The sequence below is a fragment of the Acetobacterium carbinolicum genome, assembly GCF_047456275.1.
GTDB classification, from domain to species: Bacteria; Bacillota; Clostridia; order Eubacteriales; family Eubacteriaceae; genus Acetobacterium; species Acetobacterium carbinolicum.
Genome location: NZ_CP173357.1, coordinates 315,317 through 330,091, shown reverse-complemented (window position 1 = coordinate 330,091; position 14,775 = coordinate 315,317). Strand labels below are relative to the sequence as shown.

The window sequence follows — 14,775 nt, the reverse complement described above, 5'->3', positions numbered from 1 at the left end:
TTCTGCTAATCATCCTGGGGATGTTTTCGTACCATATCGACAATCCACTTCGCTTCCGGAACAGCAATCTGAGGATAGCTCACCAAAGCTTCGGCAACACCATGAATCGCTCCCCAGAAGGCCAATGATAGTGAAAGGGGATCGCCTGGTCGAATACTTCCCTGCGTTTGGCCTTTTTCTATTAGTTTTGCGGTCTCATAAACCGAGGTCGAAGCGGAAAGCGGTGCCTTCGATTCCTCTGGTATCCAATGGGAGGTCAGTGCCTGATTGGCCAGCATAAAAATTTTTGCCGCCTTGGTTGAGTCCCGGAACGCCTGAAGAATTACTGCTGTCATTTGTTCGAAAAATTCGATCGGGGAGATGGATTTCTCCATCAGCGTTTCTGTTAAATCCAATCCTTCCTCAGCGATTTTCAACAATTCTTCCAAAATAGCTTGCTTGGTGGGAAAATAATGAAAGAGAAGTCCCACACTTACCTCCGACCGTTTGGCAATATCCCGGACAGTGGTACCGTGATAGCCCTTGTATACAAATAAATCCAGGCTGCTTAATAAAATCGCCTGTCTTCGTTTTTCCGTTTGTTCCGCCCGATTTCCCATCCGTGATCACCTCGTTATTTTATTGATCATTTGCTCAACAAAATAATATATCAAGTCAAACCTCTTGTCAATAATTATTGATCATTTGCTCAATAATAAGTTCAGTATTTTTTATATTAATCCTTTTAACGATCTTTTACGGTTTTAACCTCACATTCCACTTCATAAAAATCATTAATTATGCAATCCACTTCTTTCATATCTTCGAAAATCGCCTGTCTATCTTTGGGTGAAATTGCGATAATCTTTCCAATTCCGGCTTTATATGCTGACTGTATTCCAGAGATCGCATCCTCGATCACGACACAATTTTGGGCGTCAACTTGTATCATTTTAGCCGCTTTTATATAAATATCGGGGTTTGGTTTTCCTTTTATCGTTCCGTCATTGTAAATGATTTTGTCATTATCAAACCACTTATTTAATTGAAATTCTTTTCTGTAAAAATCAACATTGACTTTTGTTGATGCCGTTGCAATTGTTCTTGGGATATTATGCTTTTTTAAATTATCCAACAACCGGATCGCGCCAGGTGCTAATTTAAAATTTACCGCATCTTCGGTACATAGTTTGCGATAAATAATTTCCTTTTTTTCCGACAAGTCATCAATTACATCTACCGATAAACTTTTTTCGAGAAAATACCCTAATATAAAGTCATTGTTACGCCCGTGTACATATTGCAAAAATTCGCTGTCACTAATCTCTCTATTGCACAATTCTTTGATAAATATCCGCCATGCTAACTCATGTTTGTCCGAATCCCAAAACAACGTACCATTAAAATCAAAAATTAAACCAATTTTGTTTATACCTGAATCCAAGATATTCATTGTGTCTCCTCTCCTTCAATTCTAAACTATTTTTCGCGCTTTGAAAAAATGCTGGTTCTGTTGAGGTCCAGGGTTTTTGAGGTAAGTATGATAAGAAACTCTTCAAGGGATGCCAGAAAAGCTAAAATCCCCGTTATGATGAGCAGATTATTGCCCCAAAAAGGATAGACTAACGGGCAGAAAAAGAAAAATAGGCCCGATAATTTATTAGCGATCGTATGAATAAATAATATCTTTCTAAATTTTATTTTTGAAAACACGGCATTTCCAATTCGCAGGATGAAAACAATAATAATTCCGGCAAATATCAGCATCGTGATTTGATTTTGCTTTATCACCGTAATGATGATCATACCGCTCAAAAACAAGTCTGCAATGCTGTCCAGCTTTGCCCCAAGCAAGGTTTCACTGCCGATTCTCCGGGCTATATAGCCATCCAACAGATCCGTTAAGCCGCATATCAGGTATACCAGGATAAAAAGAACACTGCGAAAGTCAATCAATAACAAACCGAGAGATAAAAAAATTCGACATGAAGTTATTATGTTGGGTATGTACGCTTTTTTCATACGTTATATCCTTTGCTCGACACGTTGTGTGTTTTTTTGCGGCTTGCGACACCGTAATCGCAATTACTTTAATTTTAACTGGACTTATCATCCAACACCAGTCCAGGCCCAAAAACACGTTGTGATCAAGATGCTTGGAAAGCTCTGTGGAAGTGACTGTTTTGCCCGTTCCGATCGTGTCTCTGACTACTATCAGGTGCTTTAATTGCACTTTTTCTGTTTCATAAAATGTCTACTAAGTCATTAAAATTCTGAATAATAAAGTCAGGCTTTATGGGATTGTTCCATTTTCGGTTATCTCTATTTATCCAGCAGCTTGTGATTCCAGCCCTGTGAGCACCTAAAACATCCGCAGAACTATCACCAATGTGTATGATTTCCTTTGGCTCTGTATCCAGTTGGCCTAATACGGTATGAAAAAATTTACCACTTTTATTACCTTTATAACTTTTAAGGTCGTCTGAGATGAATGCCTTATCATATGTTATCTTGCAAATCAAATCATCTACCATCAAGTGATTGGAATCGCTGGAAAGGATAATCTGATATTTTGGGCGGAGTTTTTTCATGCAGTCCAAGACGTCATGAAAAAAGGGTGCCTTGGCATGCTGGCACATCAAATTATATGCCACGTCCTGCGCTGTAGTTTTAAAGTTCAATTTTTCCATGGCCTTTTGAGCACATTCCTGATACACTTCAGTCATTGTTTTAAACTGCTCCGATTGCACCGCCTTCTCATAAACGTTGGGCAAGGTGCTTAAAATTGCTTTTGCACCCTGCCTGGCTTTTTCATCGGTATAACTGTCTTTCAAAATGCCGCGCCAGATTTCTGGGATACGTTCGTTGACATCCACCAGCGTCTGAAAGATATCAAAACTAATTATTCTATAGTTCATAATGGCTCCTAAAATCGTTATTTCTTAAAATAGTTAAAACTGAACGTATAACAAAACACCATTGGAATTTACATTCCGATGGTGTTTTGTCTACGATCTCAGAGTTTTTTTAAACTACATATCAAATTTTTTATGAATATGGACCATTGCTTCTTTGCCACGTTCCTTGTCAATCAGACAGGATATCTTGATTTCTGAGGTGCTGATAGTTTGAATATTGATGCCCAGTTCAAACAGCGCTTCAAAGAACTTGGAGGCAATTTCGGCATTGGCCACGATCCCGGTACCAATCACCGAAAGCTTGGCAACGCCCTGATCGTACTCGACCTTTTGGGCGTTGACCTCAAAGGCGAATTTCTGAGCCACGGAAACGGCTTCCTGCAGTTCATCCACATCAATAGTGAAAGAAATATCATTAACGGCAGTTCGATTAACATTCTGGACAATCATATCCACATGAATGTTGGCTTTTGCCAGAGCACTGAACAAACGAAAAGCAATTCCCGGTTGATCCGGCACTTCAAAGATTGATATTTTTGCGATATTTTCATCAAGAGATACCCCTCGAACTAATACTTTTTCCATAATAACATCCTCCTTAATAATGGTTCCTTCATTGTAATTATAGCTTGATCGTACCACTAGTGGCACCTTGAATTTTTCGGCCATTTCCACCGAGCGGGGGTGCAATACCTTAGCCCCGGTGCTGGCCATTTCCAAAACCTCTTCATAGGAGATTTCATCAATTTTTGAAGCCGCCTCAACAATCCGGGGATCGGCAGTGTACACCCCATCAACATCGGTATAGATTTCACACAACTCAGCCTTTAATGCGGCCGCTACCGCCACTGCCGACGTATCGGAGCCCCCTCGGCCGAGGGTGGTAATATCCTTATTCTCATTGATTCCCTGAAAGCCGGCCACAATCACAATCTTATCATCTGCCAGTTCCTTTTCAATGCGGTGGGTGTGAATATCATTGATCCGAGCCCGCTTATGAACATTGGATGTAACAATCCCGCACTGGGCGCCAGTTAAACTGACCACATCATGACCAAAAGCCTGAATGGCCATAGCCAACAAAGAAATCGACACCTGTTCGCCGGTTGCCAGCAGCATATCCATTTCTCGATGAGGTGGATGTTCATTGATCTTTTGAGCCAGATCAATGAGATCATCGGTGGTATCACCCATGGCTGAAACTACCACCACCACTTTCTTGCCTTTTTCCTTGGTCTCAATAATCCGACTTGCAACCCGCTTGATTCTTTCCACATTGGCAACACTGGAGCCGCCATATTTCTGTACAATTAAATCTTGCATTTATCTTCGTCACTCTTTTCTTAGTCATAGATCCGGGCATAAAATAATTCAGGCACCGTTTCCTTTAATTTTTCGGTCATTTTATTAAAAACATTGGCCGCAATGGCACTTGTTACCACATAAACCTGATTCTTATTCACGATAACCGTTTTTCGGGCAGCTACCGTTTCGACGGCTGTCAGCACCTGATCCAGCATTTCTTTGTCGTTCAGATTAGCTCTTAGATAATATTTACCTGAGAAAACGTCAGTTCCCATTTTATTAAGCTGACGGTTAAGCCGCAGCGGTTTTGGCAAATTCTGTTCCCCGACGATATTAAGGATATAGAGCACATCCCCGACCACGGCATTGGCAGTGGCGTCTTTTCCGGCACCTTTCCCATAAAATTGCAATTCGCCGATGATATCCCCGGTGATGGAGATAATATTAAACTCACTGTTGACGTTACTCATAATCGATGCTTCTCTAAACAACACCGGTTCCACCGTGGTATAGACATTTTTCTCTTCAAGCATCGAATGCCCCAGATATTTGACCACATAACCCATCGAACTGATCATCTCAATATCGGCAGCCCGAATTTCGGTAATTCCCCGTTTATAGACATCTTCATCCCGAATAATGCTTTCATACGCCATCGAAGAGAGGATGGCAAGCTTACGGGATACATCGTAACCTTCAACGTCTGCGGTGGGATCGGCTTCAGCAAAACCGATGGACTGAGCCAAAGCCAACGTCTCACCAAAATCAGCCCCTTCTTCGGTCATTTTCGATAGGATGAAGTTCGTGGTTCCATTAAGGATTCCTTTGATTTCAGTCACCCGATTGATTTTCATTTCTTCTTTTAAACTGCCGATGATCGGAATTCCACCGCCTACTGAAGCCTCATAACGCAGCACCACGCCATTTTCCTCGGCTAGCGTCTGCAATTCGGCAAAGTACTCAGAGATAACCGCCTTATTGGCAGTTACCACATGTTTTCCTGCCCGAAGACATTCTTTGATCATTTCGTATTCAAATTCCATGCCCCCCATCAGGGCAATCACCAGACCGATACTGTCATCTTCCAGAATCTCACTGGGGTGGGTCACAATTTTTCCCACCGAATCGCCCAGATCTTTGGACGCATCCCGCTCCAGTACCTTGGTAATGACCGGGCTTGACTTTCTCGACTCCACATCGGTAAAATTACCAGCAAACTTCCCTTTATTTAAATTGATGAGTTCATAGACCCCAGAACCAATGGTTCCACAGCCCAAAAGTGCGATATTCAATAAAATTCACCTCGTATATGTATTTATTCTAAAAACACTTGTTTTTTCAGTGAAAACATTCTATCATATAGCTAGGGGTTATTCAATCCCCCTCCGAGAAGATTTTTTGAATATTTTTGAAGATTTTTCCCGGCACACCATAAATTTTTGGAGGAATCACATGAAAAAAGGCTACCACAGCACGCGATCCAAAGACATCAATGTTACTGCATCCCAGGGCATCCTGCAAGGATTGGCTCCGGATGGCGGACTCTTTGTCCCCAACTTTATCGATAAGATTAATTTAGACCCAAGCAAATTCATGGGAAAAAACTACGGCGAGATGGCACATCAGATCTTTTGCGCTTTCCTCGATGATTTCAGCGAAAAACAAATTTCTGATTCCATTCAGGGCGCTTATTACTCCGGTAAGTTTGAAGAAAAAGAACCGGTTGCACTAAAAAAAGTCAAAGACCGCTATTTTCTGGAACTCTTTCACGGCCCCACCTGTGCCTTTAAAGATATGGCTCTCACTATTTTACCATATCTGATGGTAGAGTCTATGAAAAATGTCAATAATCAGAAGAAAATTATGATCTTAACCGCCACCTCCGGGGATACCGGGAAGGCCGCTTTGGAAGGTTTTGCCGATGTTCCCAATATTAGCATTATCGTGTTTTACCCTAAGGATGGGGTCAGCACCGTTCAGGAAAAACAGATGCTCACTCAAATTGGTGAAAACACCTGTGTGGTGGGAATCGACGGCAATTTTGACGACACCCAGAATGGCGTTAAAATGATCCTCAACGATCCCCAATTAGCGGCCGAACTGGCTAAAGCCAATGTGATCTTTTCCTCGGCTAATTCCATTAATATCGGTCGGCTGCTGCCTCAGGTTGTTTATTATTTTTATAGTTACTATGAGCTGTTGCGTCGGGGCGAAATTCAACCCGATGAAAAAATAAATTTTGTGGTCCCGACTGGGAATTTCGGCAATATCTTAGCTGGCTACTACGCTTCGCTGCTGGGCTTACCGATTAATAAGCTGATCTGCGCATCCAATGCCAATAAAGTTTTAACCGACTTTTTTAGGACGGGTAACTATAATCGCAACCGGGATTTTTATAAGACTTCATCCCCATCTATGGATATCCTGATTTCCAGCAATCTGGAACGGCTACTTTACGATGTCTCCGGCGCCGATCCGGATGCGGTTAGTGATCTGATGGCGCAGCTAAAAAACCAGGGCACTTATCAAGCCTCTAAAGCTCTGATGGAAAAAACCAGCCTCTTCTATGCCGGTGCTGCCGACGAAGGTGAAACTGCTCAAGCCATCAAAGCAATTTTTGATGAAACCCATTATTTGATGGACCCACACACTGCCGTCGCCAATAAGGTTTATGAAGACTATCTTAGTGAAACCAAGGATACCACCAAAACCGTGATCGTCTCAACTGCCAGCCCTTACAAGTTTGGGCGTTCCGTTTATGAAAGCATTTTTGGTGACTGTACGTGCAATGATTATGAACTTTTAACGGTTCTGGCTGAAAAAACCGGTACCACTATTCCCCAGCCATTAAAGGATCTCGACAAAAAAGCCAATCAGCATCAGGGACAATGTGATAAAGCCGAAATGCCTCAGGCCGTTCTTGATTTTTTAAACAATCAGGTACACAATCAGGTGGAACAAAATGATTAAGGTTCGGGTTCCGGGAACCAGTGCCAACATCGGCCCGGGGTTTGACGCCTTTGGTCTGGCACTGTCAATTTACAATACCTTCAGTTTTGAAGAAAAAAATGACGGCAAGCTGACAATCCGGGGCGTTGAACGGAAGTATCAAAGCGATACCAATCTGGTTTATCGTTCGATGCAAAAGGTGTTTAAAAAAGTGGGTTACCATCCCAAGGGACTTTATATCCACACCGATGTGGATATCCCCATCAGCCGGGGACTGGGCAGTTCCGCCACCTGTATTGTTGGCGGACTTTTTGGTGCCAACACCCTGATTGGATCACCCTTATCGACCGAAGAACTTTTTGATATCGCGGTGGAGCTGGAAGGACACCCGGATAACGTCGCTCCAGCCATCTTCGGGGGGCTGGTCGTTTCCATGAACGATCGCGGCAAAAACATCTACATCAAGAGCGCGGTTCACCCCTGTTATGAATTCTACGCGCTGGTACCGGACTTTCCCCTATCCACGGCCGATGCCCGTCAGGTTTTACCTAAAAAAATCAGTTTTGGCGATGCCACCCATAATCTGCCCCGGGCAACGATGACCTATCTGGCTCTGGCCAACGGTTGCCCGGATATTTTAAAGCTGTGTATGAAGGATCGCCTGCACCAGCCCTATCGTAAAAAACTGATTGTCCACTACGATGTGATGACCAAAAAAGCCCGGGAAATGGGGTGTCTCAACACCTGTATCAGCGGTGCCGGCCCGACCATTCTGGTCATTAATTCAGTCAGCAACCAGGATTTTGAGCGCGAGATGCTTGCCTATTTAGCACAAAAAGCACCGGGATGGCGAATCATTCCGCTATCTCCCGATCATACCGGTGTCCAGGTTTTAGGAGGTTAGACCAATGATTAAAGATTATCTGATTGTTAATAAAAAAATACTGCCCGATTATTATTCCAAGGTGGTAGAAGCCCGCATTTTAATGGAATCTGCCCAGTGTAAATCGGTCAGTGATGCGGTAAAAAAGGTGGGCATCAGCCGTAGCACCTACTATAAATATAAGGACTACATTTTTACCCCTTCGGAAAATTATGGTCGTAAGTTTACACTTTCTTTTAAGCTTGACGATACACCCGGAATTCTTTCCAATATTTTGACGATTCTCCGGGATCACCAGACCAGCATTATCACCATTCATCAGGATATCCCAATTAACCAGGCTGCCGTTGTGATTGTGACCCTGGACGGAAAGGATCTAATCTTAACCATTGATGAGTTGATGGCGATGTTAGAAGCCCTGGACGGCGTACACGGCGTTCAGCTAATTGCGATGGAATGAGGCTTTAGTTGTCGGTACTGGGTTATCTTTCTTGACAGTTTGAAGCCCCATTCTAAAATCAGAATGGGGCTTTTTGATAACTTTGAATTTTATTTACACGTTAATAAAGCTCGATCGTATTTGACAAACTATCCTCACTGGAGAACCAGTAGTAAGAGCCCAAAACCTCGTCCATCAGGTCTTCGGCGACGCTGATGGTATTGGCGTCGATAATGGCATAATGAAAATATTTTTCTCCTGAATTCAGCGCTACTTCCAAATCTCTCACAAAGCGCTTCACCTCGCTTTGTTTGCTTAAATCATAGCGCTTGTTTTCTTTGACAAAGTAATTGGCTGCCGTGGCGGTAAATTCCGGATAGGCAATCAATCGCTGATCGGGACGATGTGATTTAAGAAGTTCTGCCGTAGTAACACAGAAATAATCGTAGAAGATACTCTTTTCTGGCTCTAAATTATCTTCAACATTAAATTCCCCCCAGGTGGCATCCAGATAATAATACTCCCCGTCAACCCGGACAATATTCCAGGCATGAGCACCCTGGCCGATGGCCTCTCCCGCCACATAAGAACACTCAATTCCGGTGCGTTTCAATAGATATTGAATAGCTTTGGAATACCCGGCACAGACCGAGCCTTTTTTTCCGAAAACACTGTAAATGTTCTGATCATCCTCGCGATCTTCCTGATAGACGGTGTTTTTTATCACATATTCGTAGGCATATTTCACTTTTTCATACTCACTCATACCACTACTCATACCACTACTGTATTCCTGAAAAGCCGCTTCTATCTCAGCCTGTCGCCGATCCTTTTCGGTTTCGTCGTAGGGATACTCAATGATGACTTTACTGACTTTTTGATCATATTCGTCATAGTAGTAGGAAAATTCTCCAACCCAGAATATTTCCGGGTAATCATAATCAATTGCAGAAAGTACTCGCTCAATTTCTTCAGTGTTGACGCCACTCACCTTAACCTCAGTCTCAAAATCGGTAAGCATCCGAACAACCCGAGTATAAGCCTGTCGTTCATTTTCCTCAAGGAAAGCATACCCATCAAAGGCCTGCTGCCGACTTTCAGCGATTTCTTCATTTTGCTGGGCTTCGGATTCATCGAAAAATGATTGGATGTTCATACTCCCAACCAGCTCTTCCAGTGCTAGATATGCCCCAGCCCCCAACAGCAGAAGTATGAGCATGATAATTACAACGACCGCGACTACTTTTCTTCCCCTATGATTGCTCACGCCTTTGCCCCCTTTATGTGATCTTATGTTATTTATTACCCTTTATTTTAAACATTTGTATTTAATATCCAGAAATCAAATGCGAAACAGTAAATAATTTTACCATAAATTCTTGTGGACACCCTAAACTTTTATGACATATACTTAAGTAATGATTAAAGAAACCCTAAGGAGGTCCACATGCCTGAGTATCACGCGATTACCTGTACGACTGCCCTACACGAATTGAAACGAAAAATTCCCTATGGCTGGGATTTAAATATTTATAAAGGTTGTCGCCATGGCTGCCGTTACTGCTATGCCATGGGAACCCATGGTTTTAGCGGCTATCATGATTTCTCAAGCAATATTTCGGTCAAAACAAATATCATTGAAGTACTCGAAAAACAACTCTCCTCACCAAACTGGAAGCGGGAAATTGTCAATATTGGCGGTGTCACTGACAGCTATCAACCGGCGGAAGCCCAGTACCAGCTGATGCCAGAAATATTAAGGTTACTGATCAAATACAAAACACCGGCAATTATTTCCACCAAATCGGATCTGGTGCTCCGGGATTATGACCTGATTGACGCATTATCCCGGATAACCTATATCAATGTGGCCGCCACAGTGACCACTCTTGACGAATCCATTCGAAAAAAAATCGAGCCCGGCGCCGTGTCTGGCCAGGCCCGCTTTGAGATGCTTAAAGCTTTTAGAAAAACCAATGCCTCCGTCGGTCACCATCTGATGCCGATTATTCCGACCCTGACTGATGATTCCGAAACCCTGACGGCCTTGTTTGCTGCCGGAAAGGAGGCCGGTATCGATTATGTGCTGCCCGGCGCCCTTTATTTGCGCGGTGCTACTAAACCGGCATTTTTTGATTTTATTAAAACCACCTATCCGGAAAAGTATGACACCCTTTGGCGCCTGTACAAAAAAGGCGGCGCTCCCAAAGAATACAAGGACGAGCTCTACGGTAGGCTCAATCCCCTGCGCCAGGGCTTTGGCCTGTCCAACAGCTATAGCAAGCCGATTAAAGAAAAGCTGAAGGTCTATCCCCCGGCAGAAGAACAGGTTTCGTTTTTAAATCCTTGACTAAGTCCTGCATTAGATACTAATAAAACGTTTTGGGATTGAATTCTTTTTAAAAAAATGTTAGACTATAATAAAAATACGAAAAGGAGTTAAGAGGATGCGTAATTTATCTTGCTAAGAAACAATTGGAAAGTGCTTTCAATCCAGAGGATAAACCTCTTGTTTTGGTGCGCTTAAGCAAGAAAATTACGAAAAAAGCACTGCCTCTTTAGCACCATCAACTCCTTTAGTAAGGATTTTTTGTGTTGTCCATCATTGAGCCGCAGGATAGTTTTCTTGCGGTTTTTTACTTGTCAAAGCCTCTATTATCGGGCTTGGCAGCGGAGGTACAATGATGTCACAAATTTCCATATCACACTTAAGCTTTAACTACGAAAACAGCTACGAAAATATTTTTGAAGATGTTTCTTTTACTATTGACACGAACTGGAAGCTGGGTTTTATCGGCCGAAATGGCCGGGGTAAAACAACCTTTTTAAAACTTCTGATGGGTCTTTATGACTACACCGGTGTGATCACCAAAACGGTCGATTTTGAGTATTTTCCCTTTGAAATCCAGAACCCTTCCTTGCTTACCAGCACGATTGTCGATGCCATTTATGATGACTATGAAATCTGGGAACTGCAGCGAGAACTATCGCTGCTTAGTCTGGAGCCTGAATTGCTTAATCGACCCTTTCAAACCCTGAGCCGGGGTGAACAAACCAAGGTATTACTGGCGGCCTTATTTTTAAAACCTCATCAATTTCTCTTAATTGATGAACCTACCAATCATCTGGATCTGGACGGCCGTCAAATCGTCAGTGCATATTTGAATAAAAAGCAGGGTTTTATTCTGGTTTCCCACGACCGCGCCTTTCTGGATAACTGTGTGGATCATGTCTTGTCAATTAATAAAATGAACATCGACATCCAGAAAGGCAACTATTCCACCTGGCTCTTTAACAAACAGCGTCAGGATCAGTTTGAATTCAATCAGGATAAGAAACTCAAACAGGAAATTGGTCAATTAAAAACGGCCGCCAAGCAAACCGAAAACTGGTCAAATGCCGTTGAAAAATCCAAAAACGGCCAACGCGTTTCAGGACTTCGTCCCGACCGTGGCCACATCGGCCATCAGTCGGCTAAAATGATGAAACGATCCAAGTCGCTTAAAAAACGCCAGCATAAAAGTATTGAGTCAAAAGAAAAACTGCTTAAGAACATTGACTGGGCCGATACGCTCCAGATCCGACCCCGTGCTTATCAAAAAGACCGACTGATTTCAGCCAATAACCTGTCCCTTTGCTATGGTGATCGGCCAATTTTAAAAGACTTAAGCTTCGAGATCAATCAGGGTGACCGCATTGCCATTATCGGTCCGAACGGCTCGGGGAAATCCAGTCTGCTTAAACTACTGCTGGGTGAACTCATCCCTTTTTCCGGCAATCTAAACCTGGGCAGCCAGCTGCAGCTTTCACATATTCCTCAGGACACTCACTTTCTGACCGGGGATCTCCGTCATTATTCCCGTTGTGAAGAGATTGATGAGAGCCTGTTTAAGACCATCCTGCGAAAGCTGGGATTCAACCGGGAACAATTCGAAAAAGATATGAAAAGCTTCAGCGAAGGTCAAAAAAAGAAGGTCTGTTTAGCCCGCAGCCTTTGTCAATCGGCCCACTTGTATTTGTGGGACGAACCACTAAATTATATTGATGTGCTTTCCCGGGTACAGATTGAAGAACTTTTGCTTAAGACCCCGCCAACCATGATTTTTGTGGAGCATGACCAGTCCTTTATTGACCATTTGGCGACAAAAATTATTGAGCTATAAATTATTAAACGATACGATCTATGTTTGATTAAAGAATTTTGCAAATTGATACTTGTAATTGTGCCGTGTGCGGGCGATTAATAATCGCCCCTACATTAATTTTAATTCAACTTATATATAATCGATTAACCAAAGGAGTAACAACATGCATCTACGACCCAAACCCTGGGCCCGCCCGGAACTGGAGGCCTGCGGATTTTTTCAGGCTGCCCCCCCGGATCATCGGGGGCAATGGCAACACTTATTTAAAAAAAAGCAACCCCTTCATATTGAATTGGGCTGCGGAAAAGGTACCTTTATTGCTGCGTTAGGCAGCCGCCATCCGGAGATTAACTATCTTGCCATTGATCTGATTGACGCGGTGCTGGGTTTGGCTAAACGCAATATTGTAGCTGCTTATTTAAACACCAATGCGTCTGTTGATAACGTGCAAATCATGTCCTGGGACATTGAACGTATTGACACCGTCCTCTCCCCAGAGGATGGTGTCGAGCGGATTTACATTAATTTCTGTAATCCCTGGCCGCGCCGCCGCTACCAGAAAAAACGTCTGACGCATAGCAAACAGCTGGAAAAGTATAAGAAACTCTTATCCAAAAACGGGGAAATCCATTTTAAAACCGACAATGATGAACTATTTAATGATTCCATCAAATACTTTGAAGCAGCCGGTTTTACCATCACGACCCTGATCCCCGATCTTCACACCGCCGACTACCCGGACAATATAAAAACCGAGCACGAAAAAATGTTTGCCGAGCAGGGGATTAAGATTAAATTTCTGATTGCCAGTCGGTAACACAAATGACCGGTAACACAATAATTTGCGTAACCGGTCATTTGACTAAATTTTGAAAGGATCAATTTTCAGAAGTTAAACTCCTCGGCCCAATTAAAAGCCCCCGATGTTTCAACACTTTTGGGCCAGTGATCGCACCAGCTCGGTACCTGCGGGTTTTCGACCCGATCCAGACTGGGGGTGTAGGGTTTGATGTCCAGCACCGGTGTTCCATCATTGGCATCAATATAGGCAATCTTGATGATCCCAGTTTGATTGTCAAGATCCAATACCGAAACCGCGGTTAATGCCAGCGGATTGGGCCGGAGCGGAGAGCGGGTGGCAAAGACTCCCATCACCTCCGGAGCCTGTTTATAGGGCTGGGGTGATGAAAGCATCCCGCGGGCTTCTTGATTGTCAAATTCGCTAAACCACCATAATACATTGATGTGGGAAAATCCGTCCAATCCTGCCAATCCTTGACGATATCTTTCGTCCAGTTCGATAAACATCTCTGTTCCTTCAACATGAATTGTTCCAATCGGTTTTAAATGATCGTTTTCCATGCGCTTACCTCCATAATTCTATTGTTAATTAAGTAATTGCGAACATCCCATGAGCTTCGTAACTACCTATTTATTATTCTAGACCCTACCACGGTGTGAGAGTCAATAGGTCTTATGCTTTAATTTAAAAACAAACATTCGGCCAAGCGATAATGATTATTTTGATCGCGTGTTTAATTAGAATCTCACGAATCTATTTCCGACCAACCGGTTCCATTGACATCATCAACCGCTTCCTTTATAATTTAATTAATCTATATTTTAAAAAGTCAGATTGTATTCATTTTTTCTAGGAGGCACTCTTATGACTACGAATAATATATTCGCTATCTCTTGTTTTGTTCTGGCAATCATTTTTGTATTATTGGCATTTATTTTTGCGCTTTTAAAAGAAAAGGCGGCGATTTTAATTAGTGGCTTCAACACCTTACCCAAAGAACTGCGACACTCCTATGACACCCAACGAATGAGCAAAGATATGCGGAATCAATTCGCCTTATGGGCGCTCATTTTATTCGCAGGTGCTTTACTCTCACATTTCATCAGTTTCTATTTTGCTCTCGCTTCTTTAGCCCTTTGGCTGTTTCTATTTTTTAAAGACGTTCATTTTGATGTCGATAAAGCATTTAATCGTTATCTGAAATAACCTTTTGTTCACGGTCCCCTTTTATCGACCACTTATATTTTCCCCAGTTCAATGCGGGTAAAAATAAGCGCCAGCTTTTAGGCCTTATCATAAATCATTTTTATCTTTAAAAAATTATGTTAAGATATCCGTAAGTAAATAAAAACCAC

Annotated in this window: 15 protein-coding genes; 7 read left to right on the top strand and 8 right to left on the bottom strand. The window is 42.7% G+C overall.

Features of this window, described 5'->3' with window-relative positions:
- Positions 1-5 precede the first annotated feature (5 nt).
- From ACIZ62_RS01565 to ACIZ62_RS01540, 6 genes are all read right to left on the bottom strand, one after another.
- Positions 6-599, bottom strand: coding sequence for a TetR/AcrR family transcriptional regulator (locus ACIZ62_RS01565; RefSeq protein WP_111888287.1), 594 nt, complete (start codon positions 597-599; stop codon positions 6-8).
- A 125-nt stretch (positions 600-724) separates the two neighbouring features.
- Positions 725-1,432, bottom strand: coding sequence for an HAD family hydrolase (locus ACIZ62_RS01560; protein WP_204355391.1), 708 nt, complete (start codon positions 1,430-1,432; stop codon positions 725-727).
- A 26-nt stretch (positions 1,433-1,458) separates the two neighbouring features.
- The gene (locus ACIZ62_RS01555) at positions 1,459-2,001 is read right to left on the bottom strand and encodes a CDP-alcohol phosphatidyltransferase family protein (protein ID WP_111888288.1); all 543 of its coding nucleotides are present in this window, start codon (positions 1,999-2,001) and stop codon (positions 1,459-1,461) included.
- A 221-nt stretch (positions 2,002-2,222) separates the two neighbouring features.
- A complete protein-coding gene (locus ACIZ62_RS01550) occupies positions 2,223-2,897 on the bottom strand; it encodes an HAD family hydrolase (protein WP_111888289.1) in 675 nt (224 codons plus the stop codon).
- A gap of 114 nt (positions 2,898-3,011) precedes the next feature.
- Positions 3,012-4,220 (bottom strand): aspartate kinase, encoded by a 1,209-nt coding sequence (locus ACIZ62_RS01545; RefSeq protein WP_111888290.1) that lies wholly within the window; start codon positions 4,218-4,220, stop codon positions 3,012-3,014.
- A 20-nt stretch (positions 4,221-4,240) separates the two neighbouring features.
- Positions 4,241-5,494, bottom strand: coding sequence for a homoserine dehydrogenase (locus ACIZ62_RS01540; protein ID WP_111888291.1), 1,254 nt, complete (start codon positions 5,492-5,494; stop codon positions 4,241-4,243).
- Positions 5,495-5,654: 160 nt separating this feature from the next.
- Between ACIZ62_RS01540 and thrC the strand changes: the two genes are divergently transcribed.
- Genes thrC through ACIZ62_RS01525 form a run of 3 tightly spaced genes read left to right on the top strand, consistent with a single transcriptional unit; the run spans position 5,655 to position 8,494 of the window.
- The gene (gene thrC / locus ACIZ62_RS01535; RefSeq protein ID WP_111888292.1) at positions 5,655-7,172 is read left to right on the top strand and encodes a threonine synthase; all 1,518 of its coding nucleotides are present in this window, start codon (positions 5,655-5,657) and stop codon (positions 7,170-7,172) included.
- Complete coding sequence (thrB, locus tag ACIZ62_RS01530) at positions 7,165-8,055, top strand: homoserine kinase (protein WP_111888293.1); 891 nt, start codon at positions 7,165-7,167, stop codon at positions 8,053-8,055. The genes thrC and thrB overlap by 8 nt, the downstream gene beginning before the upstream one ends.
- A gap of 4 nt (positions 8,056-8,059) precedes the next feature.
- Positions 8,060-8,494, top strand: a complete 435-nt coding sequence (locus ACIZ62_RS01525; protein ID WP_111888294.1) for an ACT domain-containing protein — start codon at positions 8,060-8,062, stop codon at positions 8,492-8,494.
- A 100-nt stretch (positions 8,495-8,594) separates the two neighbouring features.
- Here ACIZ62_RS01525 and ACIZ62_RS01520 read toward each other — a convergent pair whose 3' ends face one another.
- A complete protein-coding gene (locus ACIZ62_RS01520; protein WP_111888295.1) occupies positions 8,595-9,740 on the bottom strand; it encodes a transglutaminase domain-containing protein in 1,146 nt (381 codons plus the stop codon).
- A 180-nt stretch (positions 9,741-9,920) separates the two neighbouring features.
- Here ACIZ62_RS01520 and ACIZ62_RS01515 point away from each other — a divergent pair, with 180 nt between their 5' ends.
- The 3 genes from ACIZ62_RS01515 (at position 9,921) to trmB (ending at position 13,435) form a co-directional block, all read left to right on the top strand.
- Positions 9,921-10,823, top strand: coding sequence for an SPL family radical SAM protein (locus ACIZ62_RS01515; protein ID WP_111888296.1), 903 nt, complete (start codon positions 9,921-9,923; stop codon positions 10,821-10,823).
- A gap of 334 nt (positions 10,824-11,157) precedes the next feature.
- Complete coding sequence (abc-f, locus tag ACIZ62_RS01510; protein ID WP_414151829.1) at positions 11,158-12,636, top strand: ribosomal protection-like ABC-F family protein; 1,479 nt, start codon at positions 11,158-11,160, stop codon at positions 12,634-12,636.
- A 145-nt stretch (positions 12,637-12,781) separates the two neighbouring features.
- On the top strand, positions 12,782-13,435 hold the full coding sequence (gene trmB / locus ACIZ62_RS01505) for a tRNA (guanosine(46)-N7)-methyltransferase TrmB (protein ID WP_111888298.1): 654 nt from the start codon (positions 12,782-12,784) through the stop codon (positions 13,433-13,435).
- 68 nt (positions 13,436-13,503) lie between these two features.
- Here the strand turns inward: trmB and tsaA are convergent, their stop codons facing one another.
- Positions 13,504-13,980: a tRNA (N6-threonylcarbamoyladenosine(37)-N6)-methyltransferase TrmO gene (tsaA, locus tag ACIZ62_RS01500; protein ID WP_111888299.1), complete on the bottom strand. Its 477-nt coding sequence runs from the start codon at positions 13,978-13,980 to the stop codon at positions 13,504-13,506.
- A gap of 304 nt (positions 13,981-14,284) precedes the next feature.
- Between tsaA and ACIZ62_RS01495 the strand changes: the two genes are divergently transcribed.
- Positions 14,285-14,626, top strand: a complete 342-nt coding sequence (locus ACIZ62_RS01495; RefSeq protein ID WP_111888300.1) for a DUF3784 domain-containing protein — start codon at positions 14,285-14,287, stop codon at positions 14,624-14,626.
- Positions 14,627-14,775: the final 149 nt, after the last annotated feature.

What these genes read in the sequence shown, in the direction of transcription:
- ACIZ62_RS01550 (WP_111888289.1), bottom strand. Translation starts at nt 2,897, where the DNA reads ATGAACTATAGAATAATTAGTTTTGATATCTTTCAGACGCTGGTGGAT.
- ACIZ62_RS01560 (WP_204355391.1), bottom strand. Translation starts at nt 1,432, where the DNA reads ATGAATATCTTGGATTCAGGTATAAACAAAATTGGTTTAATTTTTGAT.
- ACIZ62_RS01555 (WP_111888288.1), bottom strand. Translation starts at nt 2,001, where the DNA reads ATGAAAAAAGCGTACATACCCAACATAATAACTTCATGTCGAATTTTT.
- abc-f (WP_414151829.1), top strand. Translation starts at nt 11,158, where the DNA reads ATGTCACAAATTTCCATATCACACTTAAGCTTTAACTACGAAAACAGC.
- trmB (WP_111888298.1), top strand. Translation starts at nt 12,782, where the DNA reads ATGCATCTACGACCCAAACCCTGGGCCCGCCCGGAACTGGAGGCCTGC.
- ACIZ62_RS01525 (WP_111888294.1), top strand. Translation starts at nt 8,060, where the DNA reads ATGATTAAAGATTATCTGATTGTTAATAAAAAAATACTGCCCGATTAT.
- tsaA (WP_111888299.1), bottom strand. Translation starts at nt 13,980, where the DNA reads ATGGAAAACGATCATTTAAAACCGATTGGAACAATTCATGTTGAAGGA.
- thrB (WP_111888293.1), top strand. Translation starts at nt 7,165, where the DNA reads ATGATTAAGGTTCGGGTTCCGGGAACCAGTGCCAACATCGGCCCGGGG.
- ACIZ62_RS01545 (WP_111888290.1), bottom strand. Translation starts at nt 4,220, where the DNA reads ATGCAAGATTTAATTGTACAGAAATATGGCGGCTCCAGTGTTGCCAAT.
- ACIZ62_RS01495 (WP_111888300.1), top strand. Translation starts at nt 14,285, where the DNA reads ATGACTACGAATAATATATTCGCTATCTCTTGTTTTGTTCTGGCAATC.
- ACIZ62_RS01565 (WP_111888287.1), bottom strand. Translation starts at nt 599, where the DNA reads ATGGGAAATCGGGCGGAACAAACGGAAAAACGAAGACAGGCGATTTTA.
- ACIZ62_RS01515 (WP_111888296.1), top strand. Translation starts at nt 9,921, where the DNA reads ATGCCTGAGTATCACGCGATTACCTGTACGACTGCCCTACACGAATTG.
- thrC (WP_111888292.1), top strand. Translation starts at nt 5,655, where the DNA reads ATGAAAAAAGGCTACCACAGCACGCGATCCAAAGACATCAATGTTACT.